General features: G+C 31.4%; 16 protein-coding genes. All 16 read left to right on the top strand.

Features of this window, described 5'->3' with window-relative positions; translation table 11 throughout:
• Positions 1-45: 45 nt before the first annotated feature.
• The 16 genes from SJY17_RS06740 to SJY17_RS06815 all read left to right on the top strand — a co-directional run bounded on the left by SJY17_RS06740 (position 46) and on the right by SJY17_RS06815 (position 22094).
• Complete coding sequence (locus tag SJY17_RS06740; protein ID WP_397364735.1) at positions 46-2343, top strand: NADP-dependent malic enzyme; 2298 nt, start codon at positions 46-48, stop codon at positions 2341-2343.
• 52 nt (positions 2344-2395) lie between these two features.
• Positions 2396-2977 (top strand): Holliday junction branch migration protein RuvA, encoded by a 582-nt coding sequence (gene ruvA, locus SJY17_RS06745; RefSeq protein WP_397364736.1) that lies wholly within the window; start codon positions 2396-2398, stop codon positions 2975-2977.
• 6 nt (positions 2978-2983) lie between these two features.
• Complete coding sequence (sprA, locus tag SJY17_RS06750; protein ID WP_397364737.1) at positions 2984-10183, top strand: cell surface protein SprA; 7200 nt, start codon at positions 2984-2986, stop codon at positions 10181-10183.
• Between the two features lie 63 nt (positions 10184-10246).
• Positions 10247-10627 (top strand): glycine cleavage system protein GcvH, encoded by a 381-nt coding sequence (gene gcvH, locus SJY17_RS06755; protein WP_397364738.1) that lies wholly within the window; start codon positions 10247-10249, stop codon positions 10625-10627.
• The gene (locus SJY17_RS06760) at positions 10620-10988 is read left to right on the top strand and encodes a VanZ family protein (protein WP_397364740.1); all 369 of its coding nucleotides are present in this window, start codon (positions 10620-10622) and stop codon (positions 10986-10988) included. The genes gcvH and SJY17_RS06760 overlap by 8 nt, the downstream gene beginning before the upstream one ends.
• 61 nt (positions 10989-11049) lie before the next feature.
• Positions 11050-11778 (top strand): energy transducer TonB, encoded by a 729-nt coding sequence (locus SJY17_RS06765; protein ID WP_397364741.1) that lies wholly within the window; start codon positions 11050-11052, stop codon positions 11776-11778.
• A 161-nt stretch (positions 11779-11939) separates the two neighbouring features.
• Positions 11940-12698 carry an energy transducer TonB gene (locus SJY17_RS06770; RefSeq protein ID WP_397364742.1) on the top strand — a complete coding sequence of 253 codons (759 nt, stop codon included), beginning with the start codon at positions 11940-11942 and terminating at the stop codon, positions 12696-12698.
• A gap of 113 nt (positions 12699-12811) precedes the next feature.
• Positions 12812-14950 carry a gliding motility protein RemB gene (locus SJY17_RS06775; protein WP_397364743.1) on the top strand — a complete coding sequence of 713 codons (2139 nt, stop codon included), beginning with the start codon at positions 12812-12814 and terminating at the stop codon, positions 14948-14950.
• Between the two features lie 177 nt (positions 14951-15127).
• On the top strand, positions 15128-16807 hold the full coding sequence (locus SJY17_RS06780) for a hypothetical protein (protein ID WP_397364744.1): 1680 nt from the start codon (positions 15128-15130) through the stop codon (positions 16805-16807).
• A gap of 45 nt (positions 16808-16852) precedes the next feature.
• Positions 16853-17410 (top strand): hypothetical protein, encoded by a 558-nt coding sequence (locus SJY17_RS06785; RefSeq protein ID WP_397364745.1) that lies wholly within the window; start codon positions 16853-16855, stop codon positions 17408-17410.
• A gap of 82 nt (positions 17411-17492) precedes the next feature.
• Positions 17493-18440 (top strand): heme o synthase, encoded by a 948-nt coding sequence (gene cyoE / locus SJY17_RS06790; protein ID WP_397364746.1) that lies wholly within the window; start codon positions 17493-17495, stop codon positions 18438-18440.
• The gene (locus tag SJY17_RS06795; RefSeq protein WP_397364747.1) at positions 18441-19025 is read left to right on the top strand and encodes a heme-copper oxidase subunit III; all 585 of its coding nucleotides are present in this window, start codon (positions 18441-18443) and stop codon (positions 19023-19025) included.
• A 99-nt stretch (positions 19026-19124) separates the two neighbouring features.
• On the top strand, positions 19125-20102 hold the full coding sequence (locus SJY17_RS06800; protein ID WP_397364748.1) for a cytochrome c oxidase subunit 3: 978 nt from the start codon (positions 19125-19127) through the stop codon (positions 20100-20102).
• Positions 20103-20155: 53 nt separating this feature from the next.
• Entirely contained in the window at positions 20156-20536 is a 381-nt protein-coding gene (locus SJY17_RS06805) for a cytochrome C oxidase subunit IV family protein (protein WP_397364749.1), read from the top strand.
• Between the two features lie 86 nt (positions 20537-20622).
• Complete coding sequence (locus SJY17_RS06810) at positions 20623-21333, top strand: hypothetical protein (protein WP_397364750.1); 711 nt, start codon at positions 20623-20625, stop codon at positions 21331-21333.
• Positions 21334-21347: 14 nt separating this feature from the next.
• Complete coding sequence (locus SJY17_RS06815; protein ID WP_397364751.1) at positions 21348-22094, top strand: SCO family protein; 747 nt, start codon at positions 21348-21350, stop codon at positions 22092-22094.
• Positions 22095-22182: the final 88 nt, after the last annotated feature.

Raw genomic sequence — 22182 nt, forward strand, 5'->3', positions numbered from 1 at the left:
TCATAAAAACTTACATTTGTATTTCATAGTGTAATCAAAAAAAGTATGAGTAAACAAAGCAAAAGAAGAGAGGCCTTAGTCTATCATGCTAAACCAACTCCTGGAAAAATAAAAGTAGTTCCTACTAAAAAATATGCGACCCAACGTGACTTAGCGTTAGCATATTCTCCTGGTGTTGCAGAGCCTTGCTTAGAGATTGAAAAAGACAAAAATAATGCTTATAAATATACAGCTAAAGGTAATTTAGTTGCAGTAATATCTAACGGAACAGCAGTGTTAGGTTTAGGTAATATTGGACCAGAAGCCTCAAAACCTGTAATGGAAGGTAAAGGTCTTTTATTTAAAATATTTGCAGATATTGATGTTTTTGATATTGAAGTAGATACAGAAAATGTTGAAGAGTTTATTCAAACAGTAAAAATGATTGCACCAACTTTTGGTGGAATAAATTTAGAAGATATTAAAGCTCCTGAAGCTTTTGAGATTGAAAAACGTTTAAAAGCAGAATTAGATATTCCTGTAATGCATGATGACCAGCATGGTACAGCAATTATTTCTGCAGCTGCATTATTAAATGCATTAGAACTTTCAGAAAAAAATATAGAAGACGTAAAAATTGTCGTTAGTGGTGCAGGAGCAGCAGCAATTTCTTGTACAAGATTGTACTTAGCTTTTGGAGCAAAACGTGAAAACGTAGTGATGCTTGATAGTAAAGGTGTTATTAGAAAAGATAGAGATAGTTTAACTTCCCAAAAGGCAGAGTTTGCAACAGACAGAAAAATAGATACACTGGATGAAGCAATGGTAGATGCAGATGTATTTATTGGCTTATCAACCTCAGATATTGTTAGTCCAAATATGTTATTAGCGATGGCTAAAAATCCTATTGTATTTGCAATGGCTAACCCAGATCCTGAAATAAAATATCAATTAGCGGTAGATACTAGAGATGATATTATCATGGCAACTGGACGAAGCGATCATCCTAATCAAGTAAACAATGTACTTGGTTTTCCTTTTATTTTTAGAGGTGCTTTAGATGTTAGAGCATCAGCTATTAATGAAGCAATGAAGATGGCTGCAGTTAAAGCTTTAGCAGAATTAGCAAAAGAGCCAGTACCAGAACAAGTTAATATTGCTTATGGAGAAACACGCTTAACGTTTAGTAAAGAGTATATCATCCCTAAACCATTTGACCCTCGTTTAATTGCAACTGTGCCTCCAGCTGTAGCTAAAGCAGCAATGGAAAGTGGTGTAGCAAAATACCCTATTGAGGATTGGCAAAAATATGAAGACGAATTATTGAGTCGATTAGGTAATGATAATAAGATTGTAAGATTATTATTAAACAGAGCTAGATTAAACCCAAAACGAGTGGTATTTACAGAAGCAGACTCTATTGACGTATTAAAAGCTGCTCAAATTGTTTTTGAAGAAGGTATTGCTATTCCAATTTTATTAGGTAGAAAAGATGAAATTGAGCGTTTGAAAGAAGAATTAGAATTTGATGCAGATGTTTTAATTATAGACCCAAAATCTGACGAACAACTTCAGCAAAAAAACGAATACGCTAAAGTATATTGGGAACAAACCAGAAGAAAAGGAGTCACTTTAATTCTTGCAGAAAAATTAATGAGAGAGCGTAACTATTTTGCTGCTATGATGGTAAATTTAGGGGATGCAGATGCTTTAATCTCTGGTTTTTCGCGTAGCTACCCTTCTGTAGTAAAACCAATGTTGGAACTTATTGGTTTAGCACCTGGATCTACAAGAATTGCAACTACAAATGTTATGATGACGGAACGTGAACCAATGTTTTTAAGCGATACATCTATAAATATAAATCCTTCAGCGCAAGACTTGACCAAAATAGCTCAAATGACAGCTAAAGTGGTTAAAATGTTTGGAATGGAACCTGTTATGGCAATGACATCATATTCTAATTTTGGGTCTTCAAAAGACCAAACCGCAACTAAAGTTAGAGAAGCAGTGTCATATTTACACAGAAGACATCCTGATTTATTAGTAGATGGAGAGTTACAAACAGATTTTGCTCTAAATAGTAAAATGCTTCAAGATATTTTTCCGTTTTCTAAATTGTCTGGAAAAAAAGTCAACACACTTATTTTTCCAAATTTAGAATCCGCAAATATTACTTACAAATTATTAAAAGAGCTTAATAAAGCAGAGTCAATTGGACCAATAATGATGGGAATGCGTAAACCTGTTCATATATTGCAATTAGATGCTAGTGTTGACGAAATTGTTAATATGACAGCAATAGCTGTTATTGATGCACAACAAAAGGAAAAACAAGAACAAAACCTTAATAATAAGAACTAAATTATAGTACAGATAATTTTCTTACATTTGGAGGTTTAACAGCAACAATTACATGATTACACACATACAAGGAAAATTAGTAGAGAAGAATCCTACAGATGTCGTTATAGACTGTAATGGTGTTGGTTATAAAATTAATATTTCGTTACATACATATTCGCAAATTCCAGAACAAGAAGCTTTAAAATTATATACTCATCTTCATATTAGAGAAGATGCACATACGCTATATGGTTTTGCTTCTCTTGCAGAAAGAGAATTGTTTAGACTATTAATTTCTGTAAGTGGTATTGGAACCAATACTGCACGTACCATGTTGTCTTCTTTAACACCAAAACAAATTAGAGAAGGTATAGCTATAGAGGATGTTGCTTTAATTCAATCTATAAAAGGGATTGGACTTAAAACTGCCCAACGTGTCATTATAGATTTAAAAGATAAAATCTTAAAAATCTATGATATAGACGAAGTTTCTGTAAGCCAAAACAATACAAATAAAGATGAAGCGTTATCTGCTTTAGAGGTTCTTGGTTTTGCTAAAAAGCAAGCCGAAAAAGTTGTGGACAAAATTGTTATGACAGAGCCTGATGCTAACGTAGAAACTATTATTAAACTAGCCCTAAAAAATTTATAATTTATTTTGAATACAAATCAACATAGCTTTTATAAATCCCATAAATATTTATTGCTAACAGCATTTACGTTGTTAGTTTCAATATTTTCTTTTGCACAAGAGGATAATCAAGTAGAACAAGACAGTACTAAAACAGGTTTTAGTTTAGGTACATTAGAAATGCCAAACCCTACAAGTATAGAGTCAAGATATACTTATGATCCAATTACAGATCGATATATTTATACAGAATCTGTAGGTCAATTTAATATCAACTATCCAGTTATTTTATCACCACAAGAGTATCAAGATTTAGTATCTAAGGAAACTTTAAAATCGTATTACAAGGATAAAATAGATGCTTATGATGGTAAAAAAGGAGATGCAAAAGAAGCACAGAAAAATTTAATTCCAGAATTTTACGTTAACTCTAGTTTTTTTGAAAGTATTTTTGGAGAAGGTCCAATTTCAATAGTACCTCAAGGTACTGTAGAGATGGATTTAGGTGTGCTTTTTACAAAGCAAGATAACCCTTCTTTTTCACCTAGAAACAGACGTAATTTTTCTTTTGATTTTGATCAACGTATTAGCTTAAGCATGCTAGGTAAAGTTGGATCTAGGTTACAAGTAACAGCAAATTATGATACACAATCAACGTTTGATTTTCAAAATTTAATTAAATTAGAGTACACACCAACAGAGGACGATATTATTCAAAAAATTGAAGTTGGTAATGTTAGTATGCCAATTAATAGTTCTTTAATTTCTGGAGCACAAAGTTTATTTGGTGTTAAAACACAATTAAAATTTGGAAAGACAACTATTACAGGAGTATTCTCAGATCAACGTTCAGACGCTAGATCTGTAACTGCAGAAGGTGGTGGAACTATTGATGAATTTGAGTTTTTTATTAGAGATTATGATGAGAATCGTCACTTTTTCTTAGCACAATACTTCCGTAATAATTACGACGATGCATTAGCTAATTACCCTTTTATAAATAATAATATCCAAATTACTAGAATGGAAGTTTGGGTAACTAACAGGACTAATCGTACAGAAAATGTAAGAAACTTTGTAGCGTTTCAAGATTTAGGAGAAACTGATATTATTGGTAATCCAGGAGTAGCAGTGTCTGGAGGGATTAATGCGTTTCCGGATAATGGAAATAATGGTCTAGACCCAACAAATATAGGTAATGCTGGCTCACAATTAACAGAACAAGTTAGAGATATTGCTACAGTACAAAACGGAATATCTATTGCAGGATTTAATGAAGGTTTTGATTATGCAAAACAAGAAAATACTAGAAAATTATTAGAAGGTCAAGAATACACACTTAATACCCAATTAGGTTATATATCATTAAATCAACGTTTAAATAATGACGAGGTTTTAGCGGTTGCATACCAATATACAGTTGGTGGACAAGTATACCAAGTTGGAGAGTTTGCTAACGATGGTATAGGTGCAACAGATGTTGATGTTAATAGTCAAGGTCAAGTAACAAGTGTAACAAATAACGCATTAGTTTTAAAGTTATTAAAAAGTAGTATCACCAGTACAAGTCAACCTATTTGGGACTTGATGATGAAAAACATCTATAGTACAGGAGCTTATCAATTAACACAAGAAGATTTTAAACTTAACATTTTTTATAACGAGTCTGCTCCAGTAAATTATATTACTGCTGTAGAAGGGTCTCCTTTTGGGACTGATTTTGAAGGTAATCCAATAAACGAAACGACTCTACTACGTTTATTTAATTTAGATAAGTTAAATTATAATAATGATCCACAAGCAAATGGTGATGGGTTTTTTGATTTTGTTTCAGGCATTACTGTAATACCAGAAAACGGTAAAATAATATTTACTAAAGTAGAACCATTTGGTCGTTACCTATTTGATGTTTTAGATAATGATGGTAACACAGGAAACAATGCAACAGATTACGAAGCAGATACCTATACCAATTTAAATCAAGAAAAATACGTTTACGATTTATTATATAAAGAAACTAAGACTGCTGCTTTAGATGAAGTTGAAAAAAATAAGTTTCAAATAAAAGGTCGCTACAAATCTTCTGGAGGAGATGGTATTCCTATAGGAGGTTTTAATGTTCCAAGAGGTTCTGTACAAGTTACAGCTGGAGGACGTACTTTAGTTGAGGGTGTAGATTATACGGTAAATTATCAATTAGGACGTGTATATATTATTGATGAAGGTCTAAAAGCATCAAACGTACCAATTGAAGTGTCAACAGAAAACAACTCTATTTTTGGACAGCAAACAAAACGTTATACAGGTATTAATGTAGAGCATCAATTTAACGAAAACTTTGTTATTGGTGCAACTTACTTAAACCTTAATGAAAGACCAATTACACAAAAAGCAAATTATAATAGCGAGCCTATTAATAATACTATTCTTGGATTTAATACTAATTTTTCTTCAGAATTACCATTTTTATCAAGAATGGTAAATAAATTACCAAATATAGATACAGATGCAACGTCTAATATTTCTGTAAGAGGTGATTTTGCGTATTTATTACCAGGAGCACCTAAAGGAACCGATTTTAATGGAGAAGCTACTGCGTATATAGATGATTTTGAAGGTACACAAAATGGTATTGATCTTAAATCTGCACAAGCTTGGAGTATATCAAGTAGACCTTTAGATGTTAATGGAGTTTCTACCTTTGATGATAATGGAATTGAAAATGGTTATGGAAGAGCTATGCTTAACTGGTATTCTATTGATCCTATTTTTTATGGTAGTCAACGTCCTGGCGGAATTTCAGACGATGATATGTCAAGCCTGTATACAAGTCGTGTTTTTGTTAACGAATTATTCCCAGAACAAGACATAGCTCAAGGACAAACATCTGTATTAAACACTTTAGATTTAACGTATTATCCAGACGAACGTGGTCCTTATAACTTTCAACCAGGTACAGAAAATGGTACAATTACAGATCCTCAAAACAGTTGGGCAGGAATAACAAGACAGATAACATCTACAGATTTTGAACAAGCAAATGTAGAGTATATCGAGTTTTGGTTACAAGATCCTTTTCAAGAAAATGCAACTAATCCAGGAGGAAAGTTATTTATTAACTTAGGTAATATATCTGAAGATGTCCTTAAAGATGGACGTAAACAATATGAAAATGGGTTGCCTCAAGATGGTAATATTAGTTTATTACCGCAAACAGATTATCAATCTGTTGTGCCACAAAATCAAGCACTAATTTATGCGTTTGATACAACAGGTCAAGAACGTACAAATCAAGATGTTGGTTTTGATGGATATGATGATGCTGAAGAAGCAACTAACTTTCCAGCAGCTTTTAATGGTTTAACAGATCCAGCAAAAGATAATTATGCATATTATTTAAATGCAGAAGGAAGTCTATTTGATAGGTATAAAAACTACAATGGTTTAGATGGAAATTCACCAGATTCTTTTAGCGATACAGATAGAGGGTCTACAACACAACCAGATGTAGAAGATGTCAATCGTGACAATACCATGAATACCATTGATAGTTATTTTGAATATGAGGTAGAAATTACTCCAGCGACATTAAATATCAATAACGAATATATTGTAGATACAAAAAACGTCACAGATAATAATAACCCAAGAGTATTACCAAATGGTGATACAGCTTATCCAAAATGGTATCAGTTTAGGATTCCAATTCGTACAGACGATCAATATGTGGTTAATGGTATCACAGATTTACGTTCTATCAGATTTACAAGATTATATTTAAATGATTTTCAACAAAACACAACCTTAAGGTTTGGTAGTTTAGAATTGGTACGTAGTGACTGGAGACGTTATCAATTAGCATTAGATGGTGGAGCAACACCATTAGATTTTGAAGACACAGCATTTACAGTTGGAGCAGTAAGTACCCAAGAAAACGAAGGAAGCTATGTGTCTCCACCAAGCGTTGTACCAGAGCAATTAAATAATAACAACACTATTGTTGCTCAAAATGAGCAATCTCTTGTAGTTGATGTTTGCGATTTAAAAGCTAAAGACGCAAGAGGTGTATTTAAAAACATTAGTGTAGACATGCGTCAGTATAAAAAACTGAGAATGTTTATGCATGCTAGAGATGGAGAAACACCTGGATTAACAGATAACGAATTAGTAGGTTTTGTTAGAATGGGTAATGATTTAACCCAAAACTACTACCAAATAGAAGTGCCATTATCAGTATATACAGGAGGAGGAACAGCAGAAGACTATTGGCCAGCACAAAACGAAATTAATTTAGACCTAGAAGTTTTACAACGTATTAAATCTTTAGGGATTAGCGACCAAACCTTAACAAATGGAATTGCAAACTTTTATGATGTTATTGGAGAAGACTTAGTTCCTGTTGGAGATCCTTTTGATGGTTATGTTTCTGGTCAACAACGTGTAGCTATTAAAGGAAATCCAAACTTTGGAGATATCAGGACATTAATGGTTGGTGTTAAAAACGCCACTAATAATTTGCAATGTGGAGAAGTTTGGTTTAATGAATTACGTCTATCAGAATTAGATAATGAGGGTGGTTGGGCAGCAATTGTAACCGTAGATACACAATTAGCAGATTTTGCTAGTGTTAGTGCAACTGGTAGAATGAGTACTGCTGGATTTGGAAATGTTAACCAAGGACCAAGTGAGCGTAGTTTGGAAGATGTTAAGCAGTATGATGTTGTAACTAATGTAAATGTTGGACAATTATTACCTAAAAAATGGGGAATTCAAATCCCATTTAATTATGGTCAAGGTGTAGAGGTTATAACCCCAAAATTTGATCAACAATATGAAGACATTGATTTAGATACTCGTTTAGATGCAGCAGAAAATGATTTAGAACGTGATCAGATACTAGAACAGTCAGAAGAGTATACTAAAAGAAGAAGTATAAACTTTATTGGTGTTAAAAAAAATAGAACAGGAGATAGTAAACCACGTTTTTATGATGTCGAAAACTTAACATTTAACTATTCTTATAACAAAATGGAACATCGTGATTTTGAAATAGAAAGATCGGTTGACAAACAAGTAAGAACAGGTGTTAATTATGCTTATAATTTTGAACCTAAAATTGTAGAACCTTTCAAGAAAAACGATTCTTTATTTACAGGTAAATACTGGAAAATACTTAAAGAGTTTAATGTTAATTTATTACCATCTAGTTTTACAGTTAATTCAGATTTAAACAGACAATTTAATCGTCAAAAATTTAGAGATTTAGATTTAACAGGTAATAATATTGGGTTAGAAGAATTATATAGACGTAATTATACCTTTGATTATCAATATAATCTTAATTGGAATCTAACAAAAGCACTTCAAGTAAACTATTCTTCTTCTAATAATAATATTGTTAGAAATTACTTTAAAGACAATATTATTAATGGAGAACCAGATCCTTTATTAGATGTTTGGGATGGTTTCTTTGACTTTGGAGATCCAAACCGTCAACAACAGCAAATAGGTATAAACTATGAGTTGCCTTTAAACAAGATTCCAGCACTTAGCTTCCTTCAAGCAACTTATTCATACTCTGGTTTATTCCAGTGGCAAAAAGGATCTGATTTATTTGGAAACTTAGTAGGTAATGATGGACTTACTTATAATTTAGGAAACACCATTTCTAACGGAAATACGCATAATATTAATTCAACTTTAGACATGAATAAGTTGTATAAATATTTAGGTGTTAAAACTAAAACTAGAAGCAGAGGAAATAAAGTAGCTAGAGGATCCAGAAATAATTTACCTCCAACAGGAGCAAAAAAGAAAACGCCTGTAGCTAAGAAAAAAGGAGATGGATTTGGGGCAAAATTAGGTAATTTTGGAGTAGGATTATTAACCTCTGTAAAACGAATTCAAGCAGTTTATAGTGAAACTAACGGAACATTTTTACCAGGTTATTTACAAACACCAGGATTTTTAGGTACAGCAAAACCAACTATTGGTTACACCTTTGGAAGCCAAAGTGATGTTAGAGAATTAGCTGCAAGAAATGGATGGCTAACAGCTTTTCCAGACTTTAATCAGCAATACACTACAAACCAAACTAAACAATTAGACTTATCTGCAAATTTAGTCCCATTTAATGATTTTAAAATTGACTTAGTTGGGTTTAGGACATATGCAGAAAATTATACAGAAAATTATAAAGTAGAAAATGGCGAGTACTTTTCTTTAACACCAAATACCTATGGTAATTTTAGTATTTCGGCATTTACTTTACCAACAGCATTTGGAAAAAGTGACGAAACAGGTTCTGAAGCATTTGAAGATTTTAGAAATAATAGATTAGCAATTGCAAGACGATTAGCCATTCAAAATGGAGCAGATCCAGACGATGTGGATGCAGACGGATTCCCTAAAGGGTTTGGTAAAACAAGTCAGCAAGTATTATTGCCAGCATTTGTAAGTGCTTATACTGGTCAAGATGCAAGTAAAACAAAACTTGGAGCATTAAGAAATGTGCCAATTCCTAATTGGGATGTAAAGTACTCTGGATTTATGAAGATGAAATGGTTTAAAAAGAAATTTAAACGTTTCTCTTTAACACATGGATACCGTTCAAGTTATAGTATTGGGCAATTTAGAACAAACTTAGATTATGATGGTATAGATTATGGTCTAAATTATGCTGCGCAACCTAATGAAGACTTAGATCAAGCAGGTAATTTTAAAAGCGAAAAACTTTACAGTAGTGTAACATTAACAGAGATGTTTAGCCCACTATTCCGTTTTGATATGGAAATGAAAAACTCTGTTAGAGTATTATTAGAAATGAGAAAAGATAGGATGTTGTCCTTAAGTTTTGATAACAATCTGATGACAGAAATTTCTGGAAACGAATATGTAGTAGGTTTAGGATATCGTATTAAAGATTTACGAATTAAGTCTAAGCTTGCAGGACCAAAAAAGACAATTGTTTCAGATTTAATTATGTCTGCAGATTTATCTGTTAGGGATAATAAAACCATAATCCGTTACTTAGATTTAGATAACAATCAAATTACAAATGGGCAAACTATTTGGGGACTTAAATACAACGCAGAATATGCCTTTAGTAAAAACTTAACAGGAGTCTTCTATTTTGATTATACATTCTCAGAATACGCTATTTCTACAGCATTTCCTCAAACCACAATTAGGTCAGGATTAACCTTAAGATATAATTTCGGAAATTAATTAAGCTTTGTTTGAAATTAATAGGTATTTAAATACATTTGTAGCACACTTAAAAAACACATAATGAACATACCATCAGAATTAAAATACACAAAAGATCACGAGTGGATTAAAATAGAAGGAGATCAAATAACAGTAGGAATTACAGATTTTGCACAAAGCGAACTAGGAGATATCGTATATGTTGAGGTTGAAACTTTAGACGAAACACTTGAAGCAGATGAAGTGTTTGGAACTGTAGAAGCTGTAAAAACTGTATCTGACTTATTTTTACCTGTTTCTGGAGAGATTGTAGCTTTTAATGAAAATTTAGAAGACGAACCAGAAAAAGTAAACTCAGATCCTTATGGAGAAGGTTGGATGGTTAAAGTTAAAGTATCTGATATGTCACAATTAGATAACTTATTGTCTGATGAAGATTACAAAGCACTAATTGGTGCGTAAATTATTACCATTTGCAAGTTTTGGATATTCTTTATTATTGCTTACAGTAAGTCTTATAAAAGTAAAGGATGTTGTTGAGTTGCCTGAAAATAATGATAAAGTCATGCATGCAATTGCATATTTTATATTTACTTGTATATGGTTTTACACACTTAATACGTATTATAGAAAAAGCATAAAACAAGCTTTTAAAATTACTATTATAGCTTCAATAGTATTTGGTATAATAATTGAAGTATTACAACATACAACAACACAAAGCAGACAAGCAGACTATAAAGACATAGTCGCTAATATAATCGGAACGCTTGTAGCTGTGGTTGTTATAAAGTTTATTACAAATTTGAAAGTTAAAAACTAGTATTACCTTGTTTTTTTGACAAATAAATAGTTATTTTAGCATTCAGTAAACATTTACAGATATGGAATCTAAAAAAAGTACAAAAGCAGATGTAGGACGTAACAGTTCTCTTTATGTTGCAGTAGGACTAGCATTAATGATGTTTTTATCTTACACAGCACTTAATTACACAACAACAGATAAGTCCGAAATAGATATAGGAATGTTGGATCTTGGAGATGATGATGATGAGGATGTGCCAATCACAGAGATTTTAAATACTCCACCACCACCTCCACCACCTCCAGCAGCACCAGAAGTTATTGAGGTAGTTGAAGATGAAGAAGATGTGGAAGAAACTATCATAGAATCTACAGAAACAACTCAAGAAGAAGTTGTAGAAGTTGTAGAAGTAGAAGATGTAGAAGTAGAGGAAGTTGAAGAAGATGTAGATGTACCTTTTTCTATAATTGAAAATGTACCTGTATTTCCTGGATGTGAAAACAAAGGAAACAATGATGCTAAGAAAAAATGTATGTCAGAGAAGATTGGAAAATTTGTTAGAAAACATTTTAATGCAGATTTAGCACAAGATTTAGGTTTAGATAGTGGTGTTAAACGTATCAATGTTGGATTTAAAATTGATAAAAACGGAAATATTGTTGGTATTAGAGCAAGAGCTCCACACCCTAAGTTAGAACAAGAAGCTAAGCGTGTTATCGGTAAGTTACCAAAAATGAAACCAGGTAGACAACGTGGTAAAGCGGTAAATGTGCCATACGGATTACCAATTACTTTCAAGGTAGAATAAAAGATAATTCCATATAATTTAAAAATCCCGTTACAATAGTAGCGGGATTTTTGTTTTTGGTATGCTTATTGTGATTTATTCATAACATTAACATTTAAACTATATTAATTATGAAAAATTCGAAAGAATCACACAATCTCACTCGCCAAAATGAGAAAAACGTGCAAAAATCACAAAAACACGAAGCAAATTTACAAAAAAACTCGTCGCTTTACTTTCAGATTGGGTTAATTATGTGTTTGCTGGCTGCTTATGGAGCATTAGAAATGCGTTTTGAAGGAAGTAACTATCAAATTCCAGAGACAGCAATGTCGGAAAATGAAAAGGAATACATTATGGCTCCTAATTTTACTGTAGAACCTGATGCTGTAGAAACATCAGAACCTTTAAGAGACAAGCCAGTACGTCCAGATAACCCAACAGTAGTTCCGGACGATACACCAGATGTTAAAGTAAATCAAGATAAATTAATATCTGATATTGTTCAACCTACTAAACCAGAAGGAAAAAAAACTGATGTTAATCCTGTAGATTTAGATCCTGTTAAACCTACTGAAGATGTGCACGTTAATTTTGTAGAGATGGTGCCAATTTATCCTGGTTGTGAAAGCTCTAAAAATAACGACCAACGCAGAAAATGTATGTCTGATAAATTAGGGAAATTAGTAAAAAAGAAATTTGATAGAGACTTAGCTCAGGATTTAGGTTTAAAAGAAGGAGTACAACGTATTTTTGTTAATTTTAAAATTAATAAAAACGGAATAGTAGAAATTTTAAATACTCGTGCACCTCATAAAGATTTAGAAAAAGAAGCTAATCGAGTAGTAGACAAAGTACCACAAATGAAACCAGGAGAGCAAGGAGGAGAACCAGTTTCAGTTTTATACTCTTTACCAATAGTATTTCAAGTAAAATACTAAGACAAAACAAAATAATTAAAAGTCGCTACCTTTTTAAGATAGCGACTTTTTTGGTTATAAAGCGTTCAAAAAAAAGCAGTATCTTTCAGCAAAATAAAAACCTCAAGCTAAATATGAAGACTTTCATTTTAGGACTATTATTAATTTGTTCTGTATCTACCTTCGCTCAAGACACAACTATTTATCAAGTATCACCTCGTTTTGAAAATTGTAAAGACACAGAAGTCAAACAATTAAATTCTTGTTTTAACCAAGAAGTTTATAAATTAATATATTCAGAATATAAACTTCCCGAAACAATTGATTCTAATTATAAAGGCGAATTAGCTGTTATTTTTGAAGTTACTAAAGAAGGGGTTTTTAAAACCGTTTATGTAGAGGCTACCAATACTAAATTGAAAGATGAAGCTAATCGCGTATTTTCAACATTTCCCAAAATAGAACCTGCAACTTATAACGGAAATCCAACGTTTAAGCAATATAGTATTACGCTGTATTTTCCTTTAAACGAAAAAAACACACCAAGTAATCAAACAATAGTTTCAACTGACGATAATACAACAGAGGAAACAAAGGTTAATCAAATTGAAAAGCTAACAATATTGCAACAAAAGGCAAAGCAGGAATTTGATAGTGTGCAAAAATCATTAACCAAATACACAAATAAAGCGTATTCAAGTCAGGTAAATATCCCGTTTTCTCATGAAAACTATTCAAGGTTTGATCAAGACATCAACAGAATAGGAACTAATAGCCACACAGCATCAAAACCATATATGTATAATGATGTCGCAAATTATTATGACTTTAATTCAGAAAACGAAGCGCTTAAAAAAGAAACACAAACGTGGTCTGGACGTAAATTGTGGAATGAGCATTTAGTACAAATCCAAAGTGAAGACTATTGGTTTACAGTAGATCCAATATTTGATTTACAATTAGGAAAAGATACAGATGCAGATTTTGGATCAACATATAATAACACACGTGGTTTATATGTTCAAGGAGGTTTAGGAAGCAAACTTAGCTTTTCTGCTTCGGTTTATGAAAACCAAGGACGCTTTGCACAGTATTACAATCAATATGCAGAAAGTTTAAAAGCATTTGGACCAGATCCAGCGATTGTTCCTGGACGTGGTATAGCAAAACGATTTAAGGATGATGCTTATGATTACCCAGTTGCGGAAGCCTATTTATCGTATTCGCCAGCAAAATTCATGAACATCCAATTTGGACATGGTAAACAATTTATTGGAGATGGTTACCGTAGTTTATTACAAAGTGATGTAGCAAGTCCATATCCATTTTTAAAACTAAACACTAAATTTTGGAAAATAAAATACACCAATACTTGGACATGGTTAAAAGATGTGCGTGATGAAGCAGTAGTGGATAAAGCCTTCAGGACAAAATATATTGCAAACCATTATTTAAGTTGGAATGTGTCTAAAAAATTTAATTTAGGATTGTTTGAATCTGTTATTTGGGAAAACTCTAACGACAGAGGGTTTGATATTAACTATCTAAATCCATTAATATTTTTTAGAGCAATCGAGTTTGAAACTGGTCAAGGAGCAGGAAATGCTATTATTGGTGCCTCAGGAAAATATAAACTAAGTGATAACTCAAACCTTTACGGACAATTTATTTTAGACGAATTTTCCTTAAGCGATGTCACAGGAGGAAATAAAAGTTGGAAAAATAAATTTGGTTTTCAGTTAGGAGCAAAATATTATAATGCATTTAAAGTAAAAAATTTAATGCTTCAAGCAGAATATAACCAAGTACGACCTTATACATATTCTCATAACACAATTGTACTAAATTATGCGCACAATAACCAGCCTATGGCACACCTTTGGGGAGCAAATTTTAGAGAATTAGTATTAATTGGACGTTATCAAAAAGAGAGATGGTTTGGAGAAGCTAAACTAATAACAGGAGTTAGAGGGTTTGATATAAATGATGGAACAGATAACTTTAGTTATGGCGGAGATATTTTTGCAGATGAAGAAGACAGACCATCAGATACAGGAATAACAATTGGTCAAGGTATAAAAACAACTTCTGTAAATGCTAGTGCGCAACTGGGTTATTTAGTTAATCCAGCATCAAATTTAAAAGCATTTGTTAATTTAAGCTACCGTAATTTTAATCCAGAAGCTCAAACCGTTTCTGTGTTAAACAACAGTACTGTTTGGATTAACTTTGGGATTAGAACAGACTTGTTTAATTGGTATTTTGATTTGTAATAATCAATTTTTGTTAAAATTTTAGCCAAAAATTTTTCAGTTGTGGTTTAACCACACAAACAAAATGTTAAAGTTGCTCAAAACCCTTGTTTTTGATAAAAACACGTAGTTCTACGTATTTTATTTACGATATTTAAAGTGTAGTTTAGTCGTCTAATTATTGCAAGCTATAATCAAATGAGAAACAAATTAAAATTAAGTGTTTGTTTTTTATGCATACTATTACTATTTCAAAATTGTGAAAAGGATGATGTGTATTTAAACCAATCAAACAACAATCAAGTTCAAACTAATAATTTGGTTTTTAAAATTAAAAACCTTCAAGATTATAAAGAGGATTTAAAGTTTATTAAATCTTATCAAAAGTTAGTAGATAAAGACAAGACAAAAAATCAAGATAATATATTACAAAATGGGCGAGCAGTTATGGAAGACCAATATGGTTTTACAATAGACTCAACAAATATTAAAGAGGTTAGTTATGACAATAAAACTTCCTATACCTTTCTAATAGAAAGAGATACAGTTGATGATACATTTTTTGAAAATCTAGTTTTAGAAATAGATAGTGCAAATACTGTAAAAGCTATTTTAGTTAAGTATATAAACAATACAAATATTTCAATACCTGTAGCTGATAACTCATTTGTTTTAGATGCTACTATTGAAGTAACAAATATAGATTACGACAATACCCAATTAAAAGTTTCGGCAGATTGTTTTGCTATTTTAATGTGTCCTTATGGTGATACTCCTCATCCTGCAGGACAAGCCTGTAAAGATGAAAATAGAGGAGACCTTTATTATGATGATACGCATTGTGATGAGTCTGATGCAGGAGGAATTAATACTGGAAACACTAATGACGGAAATCCAAATAGTAATGAAAATTCTGGTACTTCAGACTGTTTTAATTGTGGAGGTAGTGGTAGCAATGGTACAACCATAAGTGCTATAACTTTACCTAAGCAACCTTGGGAGAAAATTTTAGAACTAGATTGTGGACAAAGTTTTTTAGGCATTGATGGAGCTATAGTATGGTTACAAAACAATAAAAGTGAAGCTGATAGGATATATAATTATTTAACAGATAATTGTAATGAAGCAGCAGAACAGTTTGCAAATCAAGCTATAATTGAATTGATGAATGATGGTGAGGTAGATTTTGAGGACCAAGTAATTTATGACATAAGCCTTACAAATTATCCTTGTCAAAAAGATATAGTAGAAGATATGACTTTAATTTGTGAGCCTCTTTCAGAGCTTTTTCAGACAATATTTGTCGATTCTGATGAGACGCAACTAACATTCAAAGCAGTAGATTTAGGTATGCTTGATGGTGGATATACTGTACCAACAGGTTCTACTGGTCTAAATTATGAGATTGGATTAAATGTAAACCGATTAACTAATTCAACGAACCTAGACATTATTAGTACTGTTGTTCATGAATATACTCATGCTACATTACTTTATTTTTTCCATATTAATCCTTCATTCACTATAGATTTGAACAATCCACCTTCCTATGCAAGTTTGGTTCAAATGTTTAGTCAACATAGAGAGCAAATTGGAACTTCAAATGAGACTCAACACACTTTTATGATTGATTTAGTTGATGATATGGTACAGGTTTGCTTAGTGTATTGCCAACAAAATAATATACAAGTTACACCAGAACAGATGACAAAAATTTGCTGGGGAGGTTTAGATGATACAACAACTTACGATGAGTTATTTCCCGATTTATCACCAGCACCTTCTCCAGAAAGAGATGCATTAACTCAAGCAGCTCAAAGTGAAATATTTCCAAATGTTCCAGGAGAAAATCCAGTTGGAACTCAACCTTGTAATTAAATTTATATGAAAACAAAAAAATGCATCTATATTATAGTTTTTTTTATGACTATTACTTCATGTAAAGTACAAGAAAAAATTACGGAGAGGTCAGAATATTTAATGTTAGACACTATAATCAAGTCTAAATACAAAGGAAAAATCATTAATTTTGAGGTTTACACATTTTATCTTAGTACTGGTGATTTTACCAGATATATTGAATCACTAAAATTTAATACAGATTTTGATTCAAGCTGGTATAACGATTTTAAAGAAGTAGCATCAAATAGAAATATAAAATGGAACAGCAACAAAATAAAGTTTAAGGATATAAATACTAGTTTTAAGATAAATAAAGAGATTTATAAAAAAGAGTTTAAGAAATTTAAAAACAATAATTTAGTCAGCGATAGGGAGATTTATGATAAACGTGTTGTTTATTGGTCATTAGAGAATAGAACATTTAAAATATTATCGGTATCTAATGTCTTTTATAATAAAGATAAAAATAAAGCAATCTTGTTCTCATCTGTTTATCATCAAGGGTTAAGTGCATGGGTTTTTGAGAAGAATAAAGATAAATGGCTTTTAAGGGAAGAAAAAGAAGTTGCTATATATTAACTGTCTTTCTGTTTTAATAAATCTAGTGAATAATCAAAAAATTCTATAATAACCACAAGCCTAAAAACCTTGTGGTTTTTTTATGTCAAATTCCTTTTTAGCAGTATCTTTGCACCAGAAAAAAAATAACGTTGGTTTGAGTACGACTGTAACACCTGCAATAAAACACACAATAGTTTCAGATTTTAAAGAAATCACTAAAATGCGCTTATCTTTAAGTGTCGTGTTTTCTTCTATTGCTGGATATTTTCTTGGAGCAGATACCATAAGTTTAAAGGTAGTAACATTACTAGCTTTAGGAGGTTATTTTATGGTTGGAGCCAGTAACGCCTTTAACCAAATTATAGAAAAAGATTTAGATGCCTTAATGCATCGTACCAGAAACAGACCTGTTGCTTCTGGACGTATGACAGTAAAAACAGCATTTATAATTGCCTGTATTTTTACCGTTTTAGGAATAGTAATTTTATATACTATTAATCCGCAAACAGCAATGTTTGGTGCTATTTCAATCTTTTTATATACTAGTGTTTATACGCCTTTAAAAACAAAAACACCATTATCTGTTTTTGTAGGAGCCATTCCAGGAGCAATTCCTTTTATGTTAGGCTGGGTTGCTGCAACAGACCATTTTGGTATAGAACCAGGTACGTTGTTTGCATTACAATTTTTCTGGCAGTTCCCACATTTTTGGGCAATTGGATGGTTTTTGTTTGAAGATTATAAGCGTGGTGGATTTTTTATGTTGCCAACCGGAAAACAAGATAAAGGAACAGCAATACAAACTATTGTATATACTATTTGGACTATTTTAGTATCAATAGTTCCTGTGTTTGGAATTACTGGACAACTAAAATTGTCTATTGTAGCAGCAGTTATTGTTTTTGCATTAGGATTAGTAATGCTATACTACGCAATTCAGTTATATAAAAAAAGGACAGAAAAAGCAGCAAAACAATTGATGTTGTCAAGTGTGTTATACATAACACTAATACAAATTGTATACGTTGCAGATAAATTTATAAGATAAATGGATTTAACCCAAGGGACTTTAGAAGAGAAAAATGGACGTGCAAAAAAAATGATGCTTTACTTTGGTATTGGATCTTTAATTATGTCTTTTGCAGGTTGGACTAGTGCTTTTATTGTTAGTAGCAGTAGGCCAGATTGGCTTCAGGATTTTGAAATGCCTCAACCATTTTGGATTAGTATTATTATTATGCTTTTAAGTAGTATTACTTTTATAGCTGCAAAAAAAGCGTTAAAACAAGGAGCTGAAGGTTTAACAACAGTATTGTTAGGAGTAACTTTTGTCTTAGGATTATTTTTTATTTACAATCAATTTAAAGGATTTAATCAAATATTAGAGTTAGGATATAACTTTACAGGACCAACAAGTAACGTCACTGTAACTTATATTTATTTAATTGCTGTAGTACATATTGTACACGTTATAGCAGGAATGATTCCTTTATTAGTGGTAATAATCAATCACTTACGAGGTAAATATACTGCTAAGAATATGGTAGGATTTGAGCTAGCAGAAACATTTTGGCACTTTGTAGATTTGCTATGGATTTATCTGTTTTTCTTCTTATACTTTTTCTTAAACTAAAAAAAGCTTATTTAGACACTATAAAATTAGAGTAAGCTATTTTTTTAACTGAATAAAATGATTATTTTTGTGCCACATTTTAACAACTAATTTAACACTATGAATACTACAGTTGCAACTACTGATACAGAAGGAAAGACTTGGGGAGGTGGTAACCAACCACTAAAAGCAAGTTATGGTAAGATGATGATGTGGTTTTTTATCGTATCAGACGCATTAACATTCTCTGGGTTTTTAGCAGCCTATGGTTTTTCAAGATTCAAGTTTATAGACGCTTGGCCAATTGCGGATGAAGTTTTTACTCACATCCCATTTTTCCATGGTAACTACCCAATGATTTATGTAGCGTTTATGACATTTGTATTAATTATGTCTTCTGTTACTATGGTATTAGCAGTTGATGCTGGTCACCATTTAAATAAAAAGAAAGTGACTTGGTACATGTTTTTAACCATTATTGGAGGTTTAATATTTGTTGGTTCTCAAGCTTGGGAATGGAATACTTTTATTAAAGGAGATTTTGGAGCTGTACAAACAAAAGGAGGAAACATTCTTCAGTTTGTTGATACCAATGGAGACAGAGTTGCCTTAAGAGACTTTGTAACTGCATCACCAACTGAAAGAGTAGAGCACGAACGTAAAAATGGATTGTGGTTTGTTACAGAAGCACCTTTACCAGAATATCAAGTTAGCGATGTTGTAAAAGGGTTAGAGTCTCATCCAGATGTGTTAGTAAGAACACAAATTATAAATGAGGAAGGACATAAAACAGTATTATCTAGAGAAGCCTCTTTAAAACAAATAAAGGATAACGGAAAATTAGTTGTACAAGGTGCAAACCTAACAGTAAATGAATATGGATCTCCATTATTTGCAGACTTCTTTTTCTTTATTACAGGATTTCACGGATTTCACGTATTTTCAGGAGTAGTTATAAATATCATTATTTTCTTTAATGTTATTTTAGGAACTTATGAAAGACGTAAAAACTACGAAATGGTAGAAAAAGTTGGTCTTTACTGGCACTTTGTAGATTTAGTTTGGGTATTTGTATTCACATTCTTCTACTTAGTATAAATTAAAATATTTTTCATTTCCTCAAAGAAGGAAATCTTATTAAAAAACAGATCATGGCAGACGCACATAAATTAGAAATATTTAGAGGATTATTAAAGTTTAAATCTAATACTCAAAAAATTTGGGGAGTTTTAATACTATTAACAATCATTACATTAATAGAAGTAGTTTTAGGTATCTACAAACCAGCTTCATTAATGACACCAGTTTTAGGAATGAAAGGTTTAAACTGGGTATTTATTATTCTAACAATAGTTAAGGCTTATTACATTACTTGGGACTTCATGCACATGCGTGACGAAACACCTGCTTTAAGACGTATGGTAGTTTGGACAGGAGTGTTTTTAATTTGCTACTTAATCTTTATTTTATTACAAGAAGGTGGATATGTTTTTGATGTATATAAAGATGGATTTATAAAAAGAGATTTCTAATTAGAAATCAATATAAAATATAGTTAAAAGGTGGTTTATTAAAGCCACCTTTTTTATTTTTGTAAAACTAAAAAAGGGACAAGATTATGGAAAAAAAGAAATTAAAAAAAGGAATTATTTTAAGTGTCTTGTTTTTTCTTCCAGTTATCTTTTTATTGTTTTTGTATCCTTCTACAAATAATTATAATCCATTAGAAGTTGTTAAATCAAGTGTGCTTGATGTACAGAATTTAATCTCTAATACTTCAGACATACAATTAGAAGACCATATCACTGTTTTAGGTTTTTTAGGTAAAGATCCAGAGTCTAAAGTTGTTGAAACTTCAAATTTAAAAGAGTTAATCTACGATAAATTTCAAGGGTTTAAAAAATTTCAAGTTGTAATGTTAGTGTCTAAACAAGCAGAAGAAGCTTCAGAAAGATTAAAAAAAGAATTGACTAAATATGGAGAACTTAAATATTGGAAATTTGTAAAAGTCAACGATTCTGACACAAAAAAGATGTTTAATAGTTTAAGAACAAGTCAGGTTTTAGATTTTAATTTGGCAACTAATCATGTATTTATAATAGATAAAGATCTTAACCAACGTGGACGATTAGACGATAGGTCAAATAAACAGATAGAAGCTAAAGCACAAGCATTTCCGTTAACTGCATATAATTGTTCAGAAGTTTCAGAATTAAAAAACAAAATGGGAGCAGACGATTTGCGTGTCTTGTTTACAGAATATAGACAAAAACGTAAAGGAGAATTTAACTCGACTACAAGACGTGCAAACGATTTAAAAGGAGAGTAATTAACACAATAAAGATGAGCAAAAAAGCAAATTATTCATACGTAGGTGTTTCTTTTATTATATTATTATTTGGTATCATTTTTATACCAAAAATAATAGATAGAATAAACAATAAAGACATTAATCGTACAGACGAAAGTAGAAGTAAAGGTATTGTTGTAAATGCTAAAAATTCAGAAAAAAGCAAATCAGATTTAGACTATTTGGTTATTAATGGCGAACCAAAAAAGGTTCCAGAATTTAGCTTTACAGACCAAAACGGAAAAACTATTACTAATAAAGATTATTTAGGACAAGTTTATGTAGTGGATTTCTTTTTTACAACCTGTCCAACTATTTGTCCAAGAATGAGTTCAAATTTAACAGAAATACAAAATCAGTTTAGTGATAATCCTGATTTTGGAATCGCTTCATTTAGCATCATGCCAGATAATGATACACCAGAAGTGTTAAAAGTATATGCAGAAAATTATGGAGTAACAAATCCTAATTGGCACTTAATGACTGGAGCAAAGGAAGATATTTATAAATTGTCAAATGTTGGATTTAATATTTTTGTAGATACAGATAATTTTGAACACTCTGGAGATTTTGCACTAGTAGATAAAAAAGGTTTTTTACGCTCTAGAAAAGATGGATTTGGTAACCCAAAAATATTTTACAAAGGTGTTATAAGCGAAAAAGAAAAAGTTGATGAAGATGGTAATGAGCAAGAAATAACTTTACTTAAAGAAGATATTGCAAAACTTTTAAACGAATAAATAAATTAAATCCTAATGTCACACTGAGTTAGCCTGTGCTGAGCGCAGTCGAAGTATCGAAGTGTTTCAATAATACAATAGTTTTTAA

The sequence above is a fragment of the Olleya sp. R77988 genome, from assembly GCF_044594215.1.
Lineage (GTDB): Bacteria > Bacteroidota > Bacteroidia > Flavobacteriales > Flavobacteriaceae > Olleya.